The following is a 13,923-nucleotide window of genomic DNA, read 5'->3' on the forward strand; positions in this document are numbered from 1 at the left end:
ATCAGTCCCCTCTCCCTCCGGGAGAGGGTTAGGGTGAGGGGCTTTTGATCTTTGATCTCAAGGCTTGCGCTTGCGCGGTCCAGTATTGAACACCGGCACTTTGCGCACCGGCTTGATCGATGGCTCCGGTGCCGAGGTCTCGCCGCTGTCGACCCACTTGCCCAGATTGCGTTTACCACCGCCACCGCCCGACGCTTTCGGCTTCTTCGGTTTTTTCGGCTTCTTGATCACCTGACCGCTGGCGTCGGTGTCCGGCACGCGGTGCTCGGGTTCGAAATCCGGTTCGTTCTGGCGCTTCAGGTTCTGCCGCGTCAGCATTTCGATCGCCGAGAGCATGTTCACTTCATCGGCACACACCAGCGAAATCGCCTCACCGGTGGCACCCGCGCGGCCAGTCCGACCAATGCGGTGAATGTAATCCTCGGCGACGATCGGCAGATCGAAGTTGACCACCAGCGGCAGGTCTTCGATGTCCAGACCACGAGCGGCAACGTCGGTCGCCACCAGAATCTGCACTTCGCTGAGCTTGAACCGGTCCAGTGCGCGTTGGCGCGTGGCCTGCGGTTTGTCGCCATGGATGCCGTCAGCATTCACACCGAGGCCCTGAAGCTTTTCCACCAGCGCATCGACGCCGTTGCGGGTCTTGGCGAACACCAGCACCTGCTTCCACTTGTTCTTGCGCATCAGGTGCACGAACAGTTCGGCCTTGCGCTTCTTGTCTACGGTGACGATCCACTGCTTGACCGTGTTGGCAGCGACGTTGCGCGGGCTGACTTCGACGCTCAAAGGATCGTTGAGCATCTGCCCGGCAAGCAGGCGGATGTCATCGGAGAAGGTCGCGGAGAACAGCAGGGTCTGGCGCTTTTTCGGCAGCATGCGGTAAATGTTCGCCAGTTCTTCCGAGAAGCCCAGGTCGAGCATACGATCGGCTTCATCCAGCACCAGCGTTTGCAGCTGATCGAGTTTCAGCGCGTTCTGGCGGAACAGGTCGATCAAGCGACCGGGTGTGGCGACCAGCACATCGACGCCGCCGCGCAGCTTCATCATCTGCGGGTTGATGCTGACACCGCCATACACCGCGTAAGTACGCAGCGGCAGATTTTCCGCGTACTGGCGCACGGCTTCGTGGACCTGCTCGGCCAACTCGCGGGTCGGCACCAGAATCAGCGCACGCGCCGAGTTGGCGGTGACTTTCGGCCCTTCCATGGCCAGCAACTGCAACAGCGGCAAGGCGAAACCGGCAGTTTTACCGGTGCCGGTCTGGGCGGCTGCCATCAGGTCGCGACCGGCCAGCACCGCCGGAATGGCTTGCGCCTGCACCGGCGTCGGGGTCTGGTAGCCGAGCGTCTCGAGGGAGCGCAGCAAGGGTTCGATCAGGCCAAGGGAGGCGAAAGTCATGGGAGTACCGTAGGAAAAAATGACGCGGGGATGCAATGCCGCGCAGTTTACCCTAATTCGTACGCGCTTCCGTCGGAACGGCTTTCGCCTCTTCCACGGGTGGCTGCGCAGGTCGACGCCACTGCGGCAGGCTGATCAGCAGCACCGCGCTGATGATCACCAGCATCGCCAGCGCTTCTTCGATGCCGATGGTCTCGCCGACAAACACCACACCGAGCAACACCGCCACCGCCGGGTTGACGTAGGCATAACTGGTCGCTGCCGCCGGGCGCACGTGTTTGAGCAGATACATGTAGGAATTGAAGGCGATGATCGAGCCAAAGAAGATCAGATAGGCCAGCGCCAGCCACCCTTCGAGCGGCGGCATGGCTTGCAGGTGCTCGCCGCTCAGCGCACTGCCGATCAGCAAGACCACGCCGCCGACGAGCATTTCCACAGCGCTGGCCATCGCCCCTGCTGGCAGCGGCAGATGCTTGCTCCAAACCGAACCGAACGCCCAGCTCGCCGCCGCGAAGATCAGCAACATCGCGCCGAGCGGGCTCGATTGCAGGTTGGAACCCATGTTGAGCATGGCGATGCCAATAATCCCCAACGCCACACCGGCCCACTCCAGCCGCGTATTGCGCGCGCCCCAGAAGTAGCCGAACAACAAGGTGAACAGTGGCACCGTCGCCACCGCCAGCGCGGCGACGCCGGAAGCCACACCAGTGTGCTCGGCCACGCTGACCGCGCCATTACCAAAACTGAGCAGCAGAATGCCGACCAGCCCCGCCGCTTTCCACTGCGCCCAGGTCGGCGCCGCAGCCCCGCGCCAGCGCAGCCAGGCATACATCAAGCTGCCGGCAATGACAAAGCGCACCCCGGCCAGCAACAGCGGCGGCCAGTATTCGACGCCGATGCGGATCACCAGATAGGTCGACCCCCAAATCACGTACAACGCAAAAAACGCAGCGATCAATGGCAGGGAAAAACGGCGCAAGGCAGGCATGGGCAGCTCGACAGTCAGACTTCTGTGGACCGGTCATTCTAGAAAGACCGCCGCGCAAAAATAAGTTACAAAACCTGTTTTTCGCGCCGGTACACTTTTGCATGAAAGCAGCTGAGACCGACAAGGTCCTTGTGGGAGCGAGCTTGCTCGCGAAGGCGGTGCATCAGCAGACATCCATCTTGGATCGTTCCCACGCTCCGCGTGGGAATGCCTCAACGGACGCTCTGCGTTCGGCTTTGAAAGGGACGCCGAGCGTCCTGGACTTCATTCCCACGCAGAGCGTGGGAACGATCAGTCGGAGTGCCTGGAATCAGCGATAACGCTGCAAATGCTCGCCGACTTTCGCCGCAGGGACTTTCTGCAACTTGCACAACAGGTCGTGATTCAACTCGCGCACCCCGTGCTTGCCGCGCAACTCTTGCGCCAGATGCGCCATCAGATTGGCCGCCATCTCGGCGTCGGCCATGGCCCGGTGAGCCTGGCCGGTATGCGGCAACTGCGCGAACGTGGTGAGCGTGCCGAGCTTGTGATTCGGCGCCGCCGGCATCAGGCGCCGCGCCAGCAGCAGCGAACAGGCGAAATTCTGCAGGCGTGTGCGCTTGATCCGCCCCAGTTCGAAATCCCAGAACTTCTGGTCGAACGAGGCGTTGTGCGCCAACAGCGGCGTACAACCGACGAACTCGTTGACCTCTTCCATCACCCGCTCGGCCGGCGGCGCGGCGCGCAGCATGGCGTTGCTGATGCCGGTCAGTTGCTCGATGAACGCGGGGACGCGCACCCCAGCGTTCATCAGGCTCTGGTAACGCTCGACGATGCGGCCGTTTTCCAGCATCACCACGGCAATTTCCGTGGCGCGGCAGCTGCTGTTCGGCGACAGGCCGGTGGTTTCAAAGTCGATGACTGCAATGCGTTCCAAACCGGGTTCAACTCCGTACAGATCAGTTCTTGAGCTTAATTCTTTAACAGCAGCGCGCCTTCGATCGGCACGTAACGGCTGGCGGCGCGGATCAGCGAGTTGGCGGTCAGGCCGGGGACGCCGTAGGCCACCGCTTGCACGCCGTGCTTGTTGATGATGCGTTCGAGCAGCATGTCGAAATCGCCGTCACCGGAGGCCAGCACCACTTCGTCGACATGGTCGGCGGCGTCCATGATGTCCAGGGTAATGCCGACATCCCAGTCGCCCTTGGCCGAGCCGTCGCTGCGCTGGATGTAGGGCTTGAGCTTCACGGTGAAACCGAGGTTGCGCAGGATCTGCTGAAACTGCTGCTGCTTGCTGTCGCCACGGTCGATCGCGTAGGCGTAAGCCTCGACGATCTGTCCGTTCTTGCTGATGTCGGCCCACAATGCGGCGTAGTTGAAGTGGCAACCATAGGCCTGACGCACGGTGTAGTAGAGGTTCTGCACATCGGCGAACACTGCGATTTTTTTCACCGGAGTTCCTGTGAGCGCGCAAGCGCACGAAGCGGGGTCAGGCGATCAGGCCTGAAAAAGGCGCTCAGTATGCCAGCCAAGAGAAAGATTCAGCGAATAATCACCAGCTGGCGCCGAGGTGTCCCTGACAAACGGTGTTGTGGTGAGGGGATTTATCCCCGCTGGGCTGCGGAGCAGCCCCGCTTTTCCTGATTAAAGCGAGGACTGCTGCGCAGCCCAGCGGGGATGAATCCCCTCACCACAGTGTCTATGTCAGCCTTCAGAGGCTATGCCAGCCTTCAAAGACGATGTCAGACAAAGGAGTCGTCGTCATCGAAGAACGACGAATTGTCGCTGCTGTAATCGGCGTCGCTGAAACCGCCCTGGTCATTGCCCGAGAAGCCGTTGTCCGCCACGCGCTGATCATCGCCCCAGCCGTTGTTGCTCTGGTCGGCGACCTGCGCCGGTTCTTCCTTGATGACCTCGACGATTTCTTCCGGTTGCTGATTGTGGTGGAACAGGCTGCTGATGCCCTGCGCCAACATCACACCACCGGCCACGCCTGCGGCGGTTTTCAGCGCGCCGCCGAGGAAGCTGTTGCCCGCCGCCGGGGCTGCCTGCTGCGCATAGTTGGGCGGCGCGGCGCCGAAGTTCTGTTGCGGTGCCGGAGTCTGGTAGCTCTGCTGCGGTGCCGGTTCACGCCAGCCGCCGGAGGACGACGGTGCGGCGCTCTGGCTCGGCGCCGGACGTGAATTGCCGCCGCCAAAGATACTCGACAGGAAGCCACCGCCACCGCTGGATGCCGGTGCGCCGCTCTGGGCCTTGGCCGATTGCAGTTCGGCCTGCAGACGCTGGACTTGCTGAGTCAGTTGCTTGTTCTGCTCATCGAGGCTTTTCAGCGCGGCCTCTTGCACCAGAATCGCCTGGGTCATGAAATAGCCTGCCGCCGGTTGGCGCGTCAGGTGTTCCTTGATCCGCGCCTCGGCCTGGGCGTCGCGCGGGGCTGCCTCCGTTTCGGCCTGTTGCAGCCGGGAAAACAGTCCATCGATCAGGGTTTGCTCTTCGCTGTTCATGGCGACCTCGTAGATTGCCGGTAATAACGTGCCCGCGCCCACTCTGAGCGTGGTGCTCTCCTGTAATGGAGACAGTGACAAAACGTTTCAATGACCTTTACCGAATGTTTACGTTTGTGTCGGCCCGCGTTGCATCGGTTAAAGTGAGCCACTGTTTTCGACCTGCGATACCGACTGATGAATGCCCTCGAAGTACTGCGCGACTCTTTGTATTTTTTCAAACGCCATCTGGGCAGCATCGTGCAGTTGTGCCTGCCGCTGGTGATTGTCGAAGCCTTCTTGCAGCAGGCGGTCGATCACGCCACCGGGCCGGACACCTTCGCCGGCGTCAGCATCATCGTCGGCCTGCTGGTGTATCCGCTGTACACCGCCGCGCTGATCCTGTTTCTCGATGCGCGCAGCCGTGGCGAGTCGCCGCGCAACCGTGACCTGCTGGCGATGGCCGCCACCCTGTGGCCTCGCTTCGCGGTGCTCACCGCGCTCAATACCTTGCTGATTCTGCTCGGCCTGTCGCTGTACTTCCTGCCCGGCCTGATGCTGATGGTCATGCTCGCCTTCGCCGAATACCTGCTGGTGCTGCGCGGCCTCGGACCGTTGCAGGCGATGAAGGAAAGTCTGCGCCTGACCCGTGGGCACTTCTGGCGCATCCTGCTGTGCATTCTCTGCGTGATGACACCGTTGTGGCTGCTCAAGGGCGCGACGCTGGCGGTGTACCCCGAACCGCAGAATCCGCTGATTGCCGGGCTGATCGACAGCGCCCACAGCTTCCTGCAACTGTTCACCAGCGTGGTGCTGTTCCGCCTGTTCATGCTGATCAGCGAATTGCCTGACAAACGTAACGGCGCAGTCTGACCGCGCCGTGCTTGGGCTTCGTCGCTGCCGTCAGGTATGCTCGGGGCCACTTTCTGTAACGCTATAAGCCGAGCCATGACCCGTCTGCTGCGCTACACCCTGCTCCTCGTCATCCTCGCCGTCGTCCTGTTCGGTGTGCTGCTGTTCAGCCTGACCTGGCGCCCCGATGCCCGCGAAACCCTGCCGGTCAGTTGCGGCACCACCGCGCCGACACTGGTGCCCGGGCAAGCGCTGAAAGTCATGACCTGGAACGTGCAGTTCCTCGCCGGCAAGCGCTACGTATTCTGGAACGACCTGGCTCAGGGCGACGACGAAGCGCCGACCGCCGAAGACATGGCCTTCAGCCTCGACGAAGTAGCGCGGGTGATCCGTGACGAACAACCGGATGTGGTGCTGTTGCAGGAGCTCGATGACGGCGCCAAGGCCAGCGATTACCAGAACCAGCTCAAACTGTTGCAGGAACGCGTCGCCGATCTGTATCCATGCAGCACCAGCGCCTTCGACTGGAAAGCCGATTTTGTCCCCGAGCCCCATATCTACGGCAGCGTCGGCCGCCAGTTGGCCACGCTGAGCCGCTATCGCATCGAACACGCCGAACGCCTGCAACTGCCCGTGGCCCCGAGCAACTTCATCAGCCGCCAGTTCCAGCCCAAAGACGCTTTGCTCGCAGTCAAACTGCCGCTCAGCGATGGCGGACAACTGACCGTGTTCAACACCCACTTGCAGCGCGCCAGCCAGGCGGACGGCAACGTGCAGGCGCAAGTGGCTGCCGTGGCCAAAATCCTCGACAAATATGAAAGCCAAGGCCTGCCGTGGCTGATCGGTGGCGATTTCAATCTGCTGCCGCTGGGCCAGTATCGACGCCTGCCGGTCGAGCGCCGCACGCCCTACTCTGCCGACAGCGAACTGCATCTGCTGTGGGACAAGTACCCGATGATCCCGACCAACAACGAGGCCGGCGGTATCGATCGAGCCAAATGGCTGACCCATTACCCCAACGACCCCGGCCTCAACGGCCCGGATCGCACGGTGGATTATCTGTTCTACAGCCCGAAGCTCAAACGCCTGCAAGCGCAGGTGCGGCAGGACGATACCTTGCGCATCTCCGACCATTTGCCGGTGATTGCGCGGTTCCTCCTGCCCGCTGCGCCCTGAGCGCTTTGCCCTTATAAGCCGGGCGGAACGTAGCCCGGAACATAGCGGACATTGGCGCACTTGCCATGCAGTATTCGCCCGTCTTCAATCAGGAACTGGGCGATCTTCTTCTGTTGATTGATCTTCGCCTGCAACTTGCAGGTAGAACTGTGGCCGACCTGTTGATAGTGCTCGGTGTACACCATGCCATTGCCGGTATGGGTCATCGAAGTGCCGGCCGCTTCGGTGGAGGTCCAGCTCGCGGACTTGTGCCAGGTCAGTACGGCCAAGGGTTCGCCGTTCGGGCCGGTTTCCTTTGCCATCGAGTCGGGCGTGCCGAACAGGTCCAGTGCTTCCTGCATATCACGGCCTTCCCAGCGGCTCTGCGCGATAGTGGAACAGCCGCTCAAGAGCAATCCTGCCAGCAGGGCTGCCAGCCATAAACGTGTGTAAGTCATTGGATGCCTCGGCTTATTTCTTCAGTTCGAGCAGGCTGTCGATGTTGTCCATCATCTGGCTCTTTTGCTGAATCGGCGCGAGCTTGAAGAACATCTGCTGCAGCATCTCGATCATCTGCAGGTATTCCATCTTGCCCACGGCGGCCATGTCGTTTTTCGCGCGACTGCCCGGCGCGCAGGCAAACTTCAGTGCTTGCTGGACCCAGAACTCTTTCGGGGCTTGCCACTGATTGGCAACTTTGAGATGACGCATGGTGTAGGCGAGACGCTCGATGGACTGGCCATTGATAAAACGCATCTTGCCCGTAGAGCATTGGGCTTCGAGGTTGTAGACGTCGATCATCGGTTTGCCGGGTTCTTCATACACCAGCGTCACCGCGACCATGGTCGCGCCTTTGGTCTTCTGCGAAGGCACCACCGACGTCGCATCGGCGACGTACATGATGTTTTTCTGGGGCACGCCGTTGCCGTAGATAATCCACCAGTCGCCAATCGGATTGGGCTCTTCGGCCATGGCCGAACTGGAGGCGGCCAATAGCGCAGCCGACAAGAAGATCAACTTCTTGAGCTTGAAGAAAGAGGTCATGGGCAGTTCCGTTCCTTGGGCGCAAGTTGCCAGGCAACAAGGCTGGTTATTGTTCAGGCGGCGATTTTGCGAGCCGGAACAAACAAGGGCAATTAGCACGGATGGGCTAATGGCGCGCAGCCATTGCGGGTCAGGTGCCGCGTGGTTTCGCCCGCGCCGTGGCTTCGGCGACCAAGGGATCGTCCGGCCAATAGTGCTTCGGATAACGCCCCTTGAGATCCTTCTTCACCTCGGCATAGGTGCTGCGCCAGAAGTTGGCCAGGTCCTGCGTGACCTGCACCGGCCGCCGCGCTGGCGACAGCAGATGCAGCTTGACCACTTGCCGGCCGCCGGCGATCCGTGGCGTATCGGCCAGACCAAACAGCTCTTGCAAACGCACCGCGAGAATCGGTGGATGTTCGCTGTAATCCAGACGAATCGATGAACCCGACGGCACGCTCAAATGATGCGGCGCCAGTTCGTCGAGCTTCTGCGGCAGCGGCCACGGCAGCAGATTACGCACGATGCTCGACAGGTCGAGGTTGGCGAAATGGCTGAGCCGCGAGACCTTGCCCAGATACGGGATCAGCCAGTCTTCCAGGGAATTCAACAATGCCGCATCGCTGACATCCGGCCATTGGCTGTCGTCCTGAGTGCTCAGATCAAGCTGACGCAACAGCGCCACCCGCGCTTGCCATTGACGCAGTTCCGGCGTCCACGGCAACAACTCAAGACCCTTGCGCCGCACCAGATTGACCAGCGCCTGACTGCGCGCGTTTTCATCCAGACCGGTCAACGGTTCGCGGCTGAGAATCAGCTCGCCGACCTTGCGCTGGCGCTCGGCACGCAGCACGCCTTCGCGTTCATCCCAATCGAGTTGATCGACGCTGCGCACTTGTTCGGCGAGCACCGAATCGAACAGCGCCGGATCGAAATCCGCCGCCAGATAGATGCGTTCTTCGCGCTGGCCCTGACGGCTGCCGAGGTCGGCGATAACGATCCACTCATGCTTCATCAAGCTGTCGGCCTCAGCAAACAGCGCCGCGCGACCGTTGGCCAAACGGTATTCGGCGCCACCGGCCCGCCGTTGCTGGGCGACGCGATCCGGGTAGGCCAGCGCCAACAGCGCGCCGAGCCAGCGCGGATGCTCGGGATCGTTTACCGGTTCGCTCGGCTTGCCGCGCAAGTAGCCGCGATACTGCCGAGCCAATTGCCGGGCGCGTTGCACCCCGCCCTGCGCGCCACGACCGGCACGTTCTTCGCCGGAAAGCAGAACCAATCGGCTGTGCAGATCCGCGCCAGCGCCGCGCAGGATATCGCGCTCGCCGAGCAGCGCCGCCACATCGCAGGCCATTGCCGCCAGCCCCAGCGCCTGACCGCGCAACAGCAAATGCGCGATGCGCGGATGCGCCGGCAGTTCGGCCATGGCCTGGCCGTGGGCCGTCAGCGTGTCGCCGTGCAAGGCGCCGAGGCGTTGCAGCAGATCCTGCGCTTGGGCATACGCGGCGGCGGGTGGCACGTCGAGCCAGACCAGTTCGCCCGGCGTCACGCCCCAGCGCCCGAGTTGCAAAGCGAGGCTGGCCAGATCCGCCGAGAGAATTTCCGCGCTGCCATAAGCCGCCAGTTGTTCGTGCTGATCCTGTGACCACAAGCGATAACACACGCCCGGCTCCAGTCGCCCGGCGCGGCCGGCACGCTGGGTGGCGCTGGCCTTGGAGATGCGTTGGGTGTCGAGGCGGGTCATGCCGCTGCCCGGGTCGAAGCGCGGCACCCGCGCCAATCCGGCATCGATGACCACGCGCACGCCGTTGATGGTCAGGCTGGTCTCGGCGATGTTGGTTGCCAGCACCACTTTGCGCTGACCGGGCGGCGCCGGATCGATCGCTGCACGTTGCGCATTGAGGTCGAGTTCGCCGTGCAACGGGCACAGCAGAACGTCTTTGCGCTCGCCGATTGCGTCGACCAGTTGCTGATGTACGCGACGGATCTCCGCCTGTCCCGGCAGGAACACCAACAGGCTGCCGGTCTCGTCGTGCAGCGCTTCGAGTACGGTTTGGGTAACGCGCTGGTCGATGTATTCACCCGGTTGGAACGGCCGGCCCCAGCGCATCGTCACCGGATACATGCGCCCTTCACTGCGCAGGATCGGCGCGTCATCGAGCAAGCCCGCCAGGCGTTCGCCTTCGAGGGTGGCCGACATCAGCAGAATCTTCAGCGGCTGTTCAGCGCGAAACAGCTCGCGACCGTTCAGACTGAGGGCCAGCGCCAGATCGGCGTCGAGACTGCGTTCATGAAATTCGTCGAAGATCAGCAGGCCCACGCCTTCCAGCGCCGGGTCGTCCTGCAAGCGCCGGGTGAGGATGCCTTCGGTGACCACCTCGATACGCGTCTTCGGGCCGACCTTGCTGTCGAGGCGGATGCGATAGCCGACGGTTTCACCGACCTGCTCGCCGAGCTCGCTGGCCAAACGCTCCGCCGCCGCCCGCGCAGCCAAGCGCCGTGGTTCGAGCATGACGATGGTCTGCCCGGCCAGCCAGGCTTCGTTGAGCAAGGCCAAGGGCACGCGGGTGGTTTTACCGGCGCCGGGCGGTGCTTCGAGCACGGCTTCGTGGCGTGACGCGAGGGCTTCACGCAGGGCGGGTAAAACATCGTCGATCGGCAAAGAAATCATGCTGGCTCCCAAACAGAGGGCCGAGTATAACGGCGAACTGCCGGGCGTTCGTCAGGGTCTTAACTTCACAAGACGAAGCTTCGTTATTTGATGACTCAGGAGACATTTCCATGCGCTTACCCTCTCGCCTGATCGGCGGTGTTCTGGTTGCCACTCTGCTCACGCAACTGTCGGCGTGCGGTTCGATTTTCTACCCAGACCGGCGTGGCCAGATCGACGGCAAGATCGACCCGGCGATTGCCGTGCTCGATGCCGTCGGCCTGCTGTTCTACATCATTCCCGGGCTGATCGCGTTTGCCGTCGACTTCGCCACCGGGGCGATCTATTTCGAACCGGGCCACACCGCGCAGATCGATCCGGCCAAGCTCAAGCAAGCCATTGGCCCGGATGGACGGGTCGACAATCAAAAGTTGCAGGCGATTCTCGAGAGCGAGCTGGGCCGAGATTTCCCTCTGGATGATCCGCGCCTGATCCAGCACAAGGGCAGCACTCAGCAACTGGCGATGTTCGGCCTGCAACCGGCCGCTTGAATAAGGACGTTCAATGACCTCCAGCCCCGAACACGCCCGCCTGCTGCGGCTGGCGACCCGCGCCTCGGTGGCGGTCGCGTGCACGCTGATCGTCGCCAAGGCGATTGCTTGGTGGCTCAGCGGATCGGTGAGCATGCTCGCCGGCCTCACCGACTCGGCGCTGGATGGCGTCACTTCAATGCTCAATCTGCTGGCAGTGCATTACGCCTTGCGCCCGGCGGATGATGATCACCGTTATGGCCACGGCAAAGCCGAATCGCTGGCGGGCATGGCCCAGGCGTTGTTCATCGGTGGCAGCGCGGTGTTGATCGCGTTTCAGGCCTACCAACGCTTGCAGACACCGGAACCGCTTGGCGCACCGTGGCTGAGCATCGGTGTGATCGTGTTTTCCCTGCTGCTGACGGCCGCGCTGCTGATGTTGCAGCACCGGGTGATCAAGCAGACCGGCTCCAACGCCGTGCGTGCCGACTCACTGCATTACCGTTCGGACCTGCTGCTCAACGGCAGCATCCTGATCGCGCTGGTGTTGGCCGCGATGGGTTTTGCGCAACTGGACGCGTGGTTCGGGCTGGGAATCGCCGTGTACATTTTCTGGAGTGCGATCCAGATCGCCCGGGAAAGTTTTTCGGTGCTGATGGACGAGGAACTGCCGACCGATGTCAGCCAGCACATGCTCGAACTGGCGTGCAGCGTGCCGGGGGTGCTCGGTGCACATGACCTGCGCACGAGGATTTCCGGCAACCACTGGTTCGTGCAATTGCACCTGGAATTGCCGGGCGAACTGACCCTGTCAGTCGCCCATGGCATCAGCGACCAAGCGGCGGCGGCGATTCACAAGGCCTATCCGAAGGCCGAAGTGCTGGTGCACGCTGACCCACAGGAAGTAGTGCTCGCCGCCCGCACTCAGTAATTGACCTGATAACCGCGACTGCTCAGGCAGTTGCCCTGCGCCTGGCGATAGGCCTGAACCACTTCGGGTGCCGGTTGATAGGTCGCGGCGCGCGGGTCGAAACCGCTTTGCTGCACCGCGTACTGCGAGCACTGGTAACCGTCCTGCTGCACCTGCTGCGGTGACTGGCCGTTGGCCGGATAGGCTTCGACGTCATAGCCCGGAGCTTGCGGTTGCGGCGGTTGCTGCAGCGGCGGCTCGACCACCACGTAATCCTGCGTCGCCTCTTGATAGGCGTAATACGAGCCGGCAGCGAGGAACAACAGCGAGCCGCCGATCCACACTTCACGGGCGTAATCCGGCAAATACTGAATGCGGATCCCGCGCGGTGGTTGCACGACGATGTAGCGCGGGCCTTGCGGGCGATACCAGTAGCCGCCGGAATAGAAGTAATCCTGACCGCGATACGGCACGCGGTAATCACGATCCGGGAAACGGTCGATCACATGGCCCGGACGATACTGCGGGCCAGGACCCCAGCCATTGCCATGACCGTTCGGCCGTCCCGGCCAGCGGTTGTCATCGGGACGCGGCTGCGTCTGCCATTGCTGATTGTGGTAACCGTTCTGCGGGCGCTCGTCGCGGTAGTAACCCTGACGCGGTTCCTGGGTCTGGCGCACGGCGTCGGGTCGCGGCTGGATCGGCAGGTTGTTGCCCGGCTGGCGAGGCGGTTGCGGACGTTCATCGGCACGGTTGCGGTTCTGCCATTGACCGTCATTGTTATGCGGCTGGCCGTTGTGCTCGAACTGACGGCTGTTGTCGCCACGGATGATCCCGTCGTTCTGCGGCCCGTTGCCCGGCCCACGAATCTGCGGCTCATCGGCCAGCGCTTGCGCACTGACACCCACACACAGCAAACCAACACCGGCCAGACGCCAGATGCGCGAATTCATGCTTTTCCTCACTGCGGGAGCCTGTCGTTGGCAGGGCTTGTTGCTGAGACTCGAAACAGCCCCACCGGGTTCTGCAACAGGTTATCAGTCGCGCGACTTATTTATTGAGGCGCCAAGATGAAATCGCAGGCAAGAAAAAAGGGAGACCCGTCGGCCTCCCTTCTGAGAACTTCGTCCTGGCTCGACGCTTTTGACGTCGGCTCACCTCACGCCGTCTTCTGGACAGTGTGCAGCTCGGGGGCCGGCACATCCCCGGTGGGGGTGGCGGCCGCGGCGGGCCTGATTGGGCGGGCCGCGTGGACTGTGTTACCGAGCAGTGATTCTGGTAATAAGAATAGGCCTGAAGCCGCGACAGAGGATTGCGAAAATTGCTCAATTAAACACCGCTTGCGCAATTTTTAACCCTGGATAGATAATCCGCCGCAATAGTTACGACCAAGGACAGATTGATGAGCAAACTCGACCGGTATGACCTGAGTATTTTGGCGGAATTGCAGCGCGACGCCCGTATCTCCAACCAGGAACTGGCCGAGCGCATCGGTCTGTCGCCCTCGCCTTGCTCGCGCCGGGTCAAGCAGCTGGAAGACGATGGCTATATCTCGCGCCAGGTTGCATTGCTCGATCGCAAGATGCTCGGGCTGAGTCTGACCGCGTATGTGCTGATCGGCATGGACCGGCACACGCCGGAACGCTTCGAGAATTTCGAAGCGGCAATCCGCACATTGCCGCAAGTGCTGGAGTGCAGTCTGGTGACCGGAGTGGATGCCGACTACCAGTTGAAAGTGGTGGTGCCGGATATGGATCACTACCAGAAATTGCTGCTGGGACACCTGACCCGGATCGAGGGGGTCACCAGCGTGCGGTCGAGTTTTGTGCTGAATCAGGTGCTCAACAGCACCGAACTGCCGCTGACTCATTTGCGTAGCTGAAATCGCTTCGCGAGCAGGCTCGCTCCCACAGGGGAATGCATTTCAACCTGTGGGCTGTCTCTTATACACATCT

14 protein-coding genes are annotated in these 13,923 nt (G+C 62.0%); 5 read left to right on the plus strand and 9 right to left on the minus strand.

Annotated features, from left to right (window positions below; genetic code table 11):
- Positions 1 to 57: 57 nt before the first annotated feature.
- The 5 genes from OK411_RS24385 to OK411_RS24405 form a co-directional block, all read right to left on the minus strand.
- Entirely contained in the window at positions 58 to 1,398 is a 1,341-nt protein-coding gene (locus tag OK411_RS24385; RefSeq protein ID WP_125918182.1) for a DEAD/DEAH box helicase, read from the minus strand.
- A gap of 52 nt (positions 1,399 to 1,450) precedes the next feature.
- Entirely contained in the window at positions 1,451 to 2,386 is a 936-nt protein-coding gene (gene yedA, locus OK411_RS24390; protein WP_041477748.1) for a drug/metabolite exporter YedA, read from the minus strand.
- 310 nt (positions 2,387 to 2,696) lie between these two features.
- Complete coding sequence (locus tag OK411_RS24395; protein ID WP_264365809.1) at positions 2,697 to 3,302, minus strand: PolC-type DNA polymerase III; 606 nt, start codon at positions 3,300 to 3,302, stop codon at positions 2,697 to 2,699.
- Positions 3,303 to 3,337: 35 nt separating this feature from the next.
- The gene (locus OK411_RS24400; RefSeq protein WP_016773064.1) at positions 3,338 to 3,817 is read right to left on the minus strand and encodes an NYN domain-containing protein; all 480 of its coding nucleotides are present in this window, start codon (positions 3,815 to 3,817) and stop codon (positions 3,338 to 3,340) included.
- Between the two features lie 290 nt (positions 3,818 to 4,107).
- Positions 4,108 to 4,869, minus strand: coding sequence for a DUF2076 domain-containing protein (locus tag OK411_RS24405; protein WP_125925951.1), 762 nt, complete (start codon positions 4,867 to 4,869; stop codon positions 4,108 to 4,110).
- A 177-nt stretch (positions 4,870 to 5,046) separates the two neighbouring features.
- Between OK411_RS24405 and OK411_RS24410 the strand changes: the two genes are divergently transcribed.
- Together OK411_RS24410 and OK411_RS24415 are read left to right on the plus strand one after the other, a co-directional pair.
- Positions 5,047 to 5,721, plus strand: a complete 675-nt coding sequence (locus tag OK411_RS24410; RefSeq protein ID WP_016773061.1) for a YciC family protein — start codon at positions 5,047 to 5,049, stop codon at positions 5,719 to 5,721.
- Positions 5,722 to 5,796: 75 nt separating this feature from the next.
- A complete protein-coding gene (locus OK411_RS24415; RefSeq protein WP_264365810.1) occupies positions 5,797 to 6,876 on the plus strand; it encodes an endonuclease/exonuclease/phosphatase family protein in 1,080 nt (359 codons plus the stop codon).
- A gap of 11 nt (positions 6,877 to 6,887) precedes the next feature.
- Here OK411_RS24415 and OK411_RS24420 read toward each other — a convergent pair whose 3' ends face one another.
- The 3 genes from OK411_RS24420 to hrpB all read right to left on the minus strand — a co-directional run bounded on the left by OK411_RS24420 (position 6,888) and on the right by hrpB (position 10,549).
- Positions 6,888 to 7,313 carry a hypothetical protein gene (locus tag OK411_RS24420; RefSeq protein WP_130887732.1) on the minus strand — a complete coding sequence of 142 codons (426 nt, stop codon included), beginning with the start codon at positions 7,311 to 7,313 and terminating at the stop codon, positions 6,888 to 6,890.
- Between the two features lie 13 nt (positions 7,314 to 7,326).
- The gene (locus OK411_RS24425; protein ID WP_122747540.1) at positions 7,327 to 7,899 is read right to left on the minus strand and encodes a hypothetical protein; all 573 of its coding nucleotides are present in this window, start codon (positions 7,897 to 7,899) and stop codon (positions 7,327 to 7,329) included.
- A 130-nt stretch (positions 7,900 to 8,029) separates the two neighbouring features.
- Positions 8,030 to 10,549: an ATP-dependent helicase HrpB gene (gene hrpB / locus OK411_RS24430; RefSeq protein WP_122747539.1), complete on the minus strand. Its 2,520-nt coding sequence runs from the start codon at positions 10,547 to 10,549 to the stop codon at positions 8,030 to 8,032.
- Between the two features lie 110 nt (positions 10,550 to 10,659).
- Here hrpB and OK411_RS24435 point away from each other — a divergent pair, with 110 nt between their 5' ends.
- A complete protein-coding gene (locus OK411_RS24435; protein ID WP_217878869.1) occupies positions 10,660 to 11,079 on the plus strand; it encodes a polyribonucleotide nucleotidyltransferase in 420 nt (139 codons plus the stop codon).
- A gap of 13 nt (positions 11,080 to 11,092) precedes the next feature.
- Positions 11,093 to 11,989: a cation diffusion facilitator family transporter gene (locus OK411_RS24440; RefSeq protein ID WP_110602883.1), complete on the plus strand. Its 897-nt coding sequence runs from the start codon at positions 11,093 to 11,095 to the stop codon at positions 11,987 to 11,989.
- Here the strand turns inward: OK411_RS24440 and OK411_RS24445 are convergent.
- Entirely contained in the window at positions 11,983 to 12,921 is a 939-nt protein-coding gene (locus tag OK411_RS24445) for a DUF6515 family protein (RefSeq protein ID WP_217878870.1), read from the minus strand. The genes OK411_RS24440 and OK411_RS24445 overlap by 7 nt on opposite strands.
- Positions 12,922 to 13,370: 449 nt before the next feature.
- Here OK411_RS24445 and OK411_RS24450 point away from each other — a divergent pair, with 449 nt between their 5' ends.
- The gene (locus OK411_RS24450; RefSeq protein ID WP_007909658.1) at positions 13,371 to 13,850 is read left to right on the plus strand and encodes an Lrp/AsnC family transcriptional regulator; all 480 of its coding nucleotides are present in this window, start codon (positions 13,371 to 13,373) and stop codon (positions 13,848 to 13,850) included.
- Positions 13,851 to 13,923 lie beyond the last annotated feature (73 nt).

Source organism: Pseudomonas sp. RG1 (genome assembly GCF_025910115.1).
In the GTDB taxonomy this organism is placed as follows: Bacteria; Pseudomonadota; Gammaproteobacteria; order Pseudomonadales; family Pseudomonadaceae; genus Aquipseudomonas; species Aquipseudomonas atacamensis.

Excerpts from the sequence above, each read along its gene's own strand:
- OK411_RS24440 (WP_110602883.1), top strand. The coding sequence starts at position 11,093 with ATGACCTCCAGCCCCGAACACGCCCGCCTGCTGCGGCTGGCGACCCGC.
- OK411_RS24425 (WP_122747540.1), bottom strand. The coding sequence starts at position 7,899 with ATGACCTCTTTCTTCAAGCTCAAGAAGTTGATCTTCTTGTCGGCTGCG.
- hrpB (WP_122747539.1), bottom strand. The coding sequence starts at position 10,549 with ATGATTTCTTTGCCGATCGACGATGTTTTACCCGCCCTGCGTGAAGCC.
- yedA (WP_041477748.1), bottom strand. The coding sequence starts at position 2,386 with ATGCCTGCCTTGCGCCGTTTTTCCCTGCCATTGATCGCTGCGTTTTTT.
- OK411_RS24385 (WP_125918182.1), bottom strand. The coding sequence starts at position 1,398 with ATGACTTTCGCCTCCCTTGGCCTGATCGAACCCTTGCTGCGCTCCCTC.
- OK411_RS24405 (WP_125925951.1), bottom strand. The coding sequence starts at position 4,869 with ATGAACAGCGAAGAGCAAACCCTGATCGATGGACTGTTTTCCCGGCTG.
- OK411_RS24445 (WP_217878870.1), bottom strand. The coding sequence starts at position 12,921 with ATGAATTCGCGCATCTGGCGTCTGGCCGGTGTTGGTTTGCTGTGTGTG.
- OK411_RS24420 (WP_130887732.1), bottom strand. The coding sequence starts at position 7,313 with ATGACTTACACACGTTTATGGCTGGCAGCCCTGCTGGCAGGATTGCTC.
- OK411_RS24415 (WP_264365810.1), top strand. The coding sequence starts at position 5,797 with ATGACCCGTCTGCTGCGCTACACCCTGCTCCTCGTCATCCTCGCCGTC.
- OK411_RS24435 (WP_217878869.1), top strand. The coding sequence starts at position 10,660 with ATGCGCTTACCCTCTCGCCTGATCGGCGGTGTTCTGGTTGCCACTCTG.
- OK411_RS24410 (WP_016773061.1), top strand. The coding sequence starts at position 5,047 with ATGAATGCCCTCGAAGTACTGCGCGACTCTTTGTATTTTTTCAAACGC.
- OK411_RS24450 (WP_007909658.1), top strand. The coding sequence starts at position 13,371 with ATGAGCAAACTCGACCGGTATGACCTGAGTATTTTGGCGGAATTGCAG.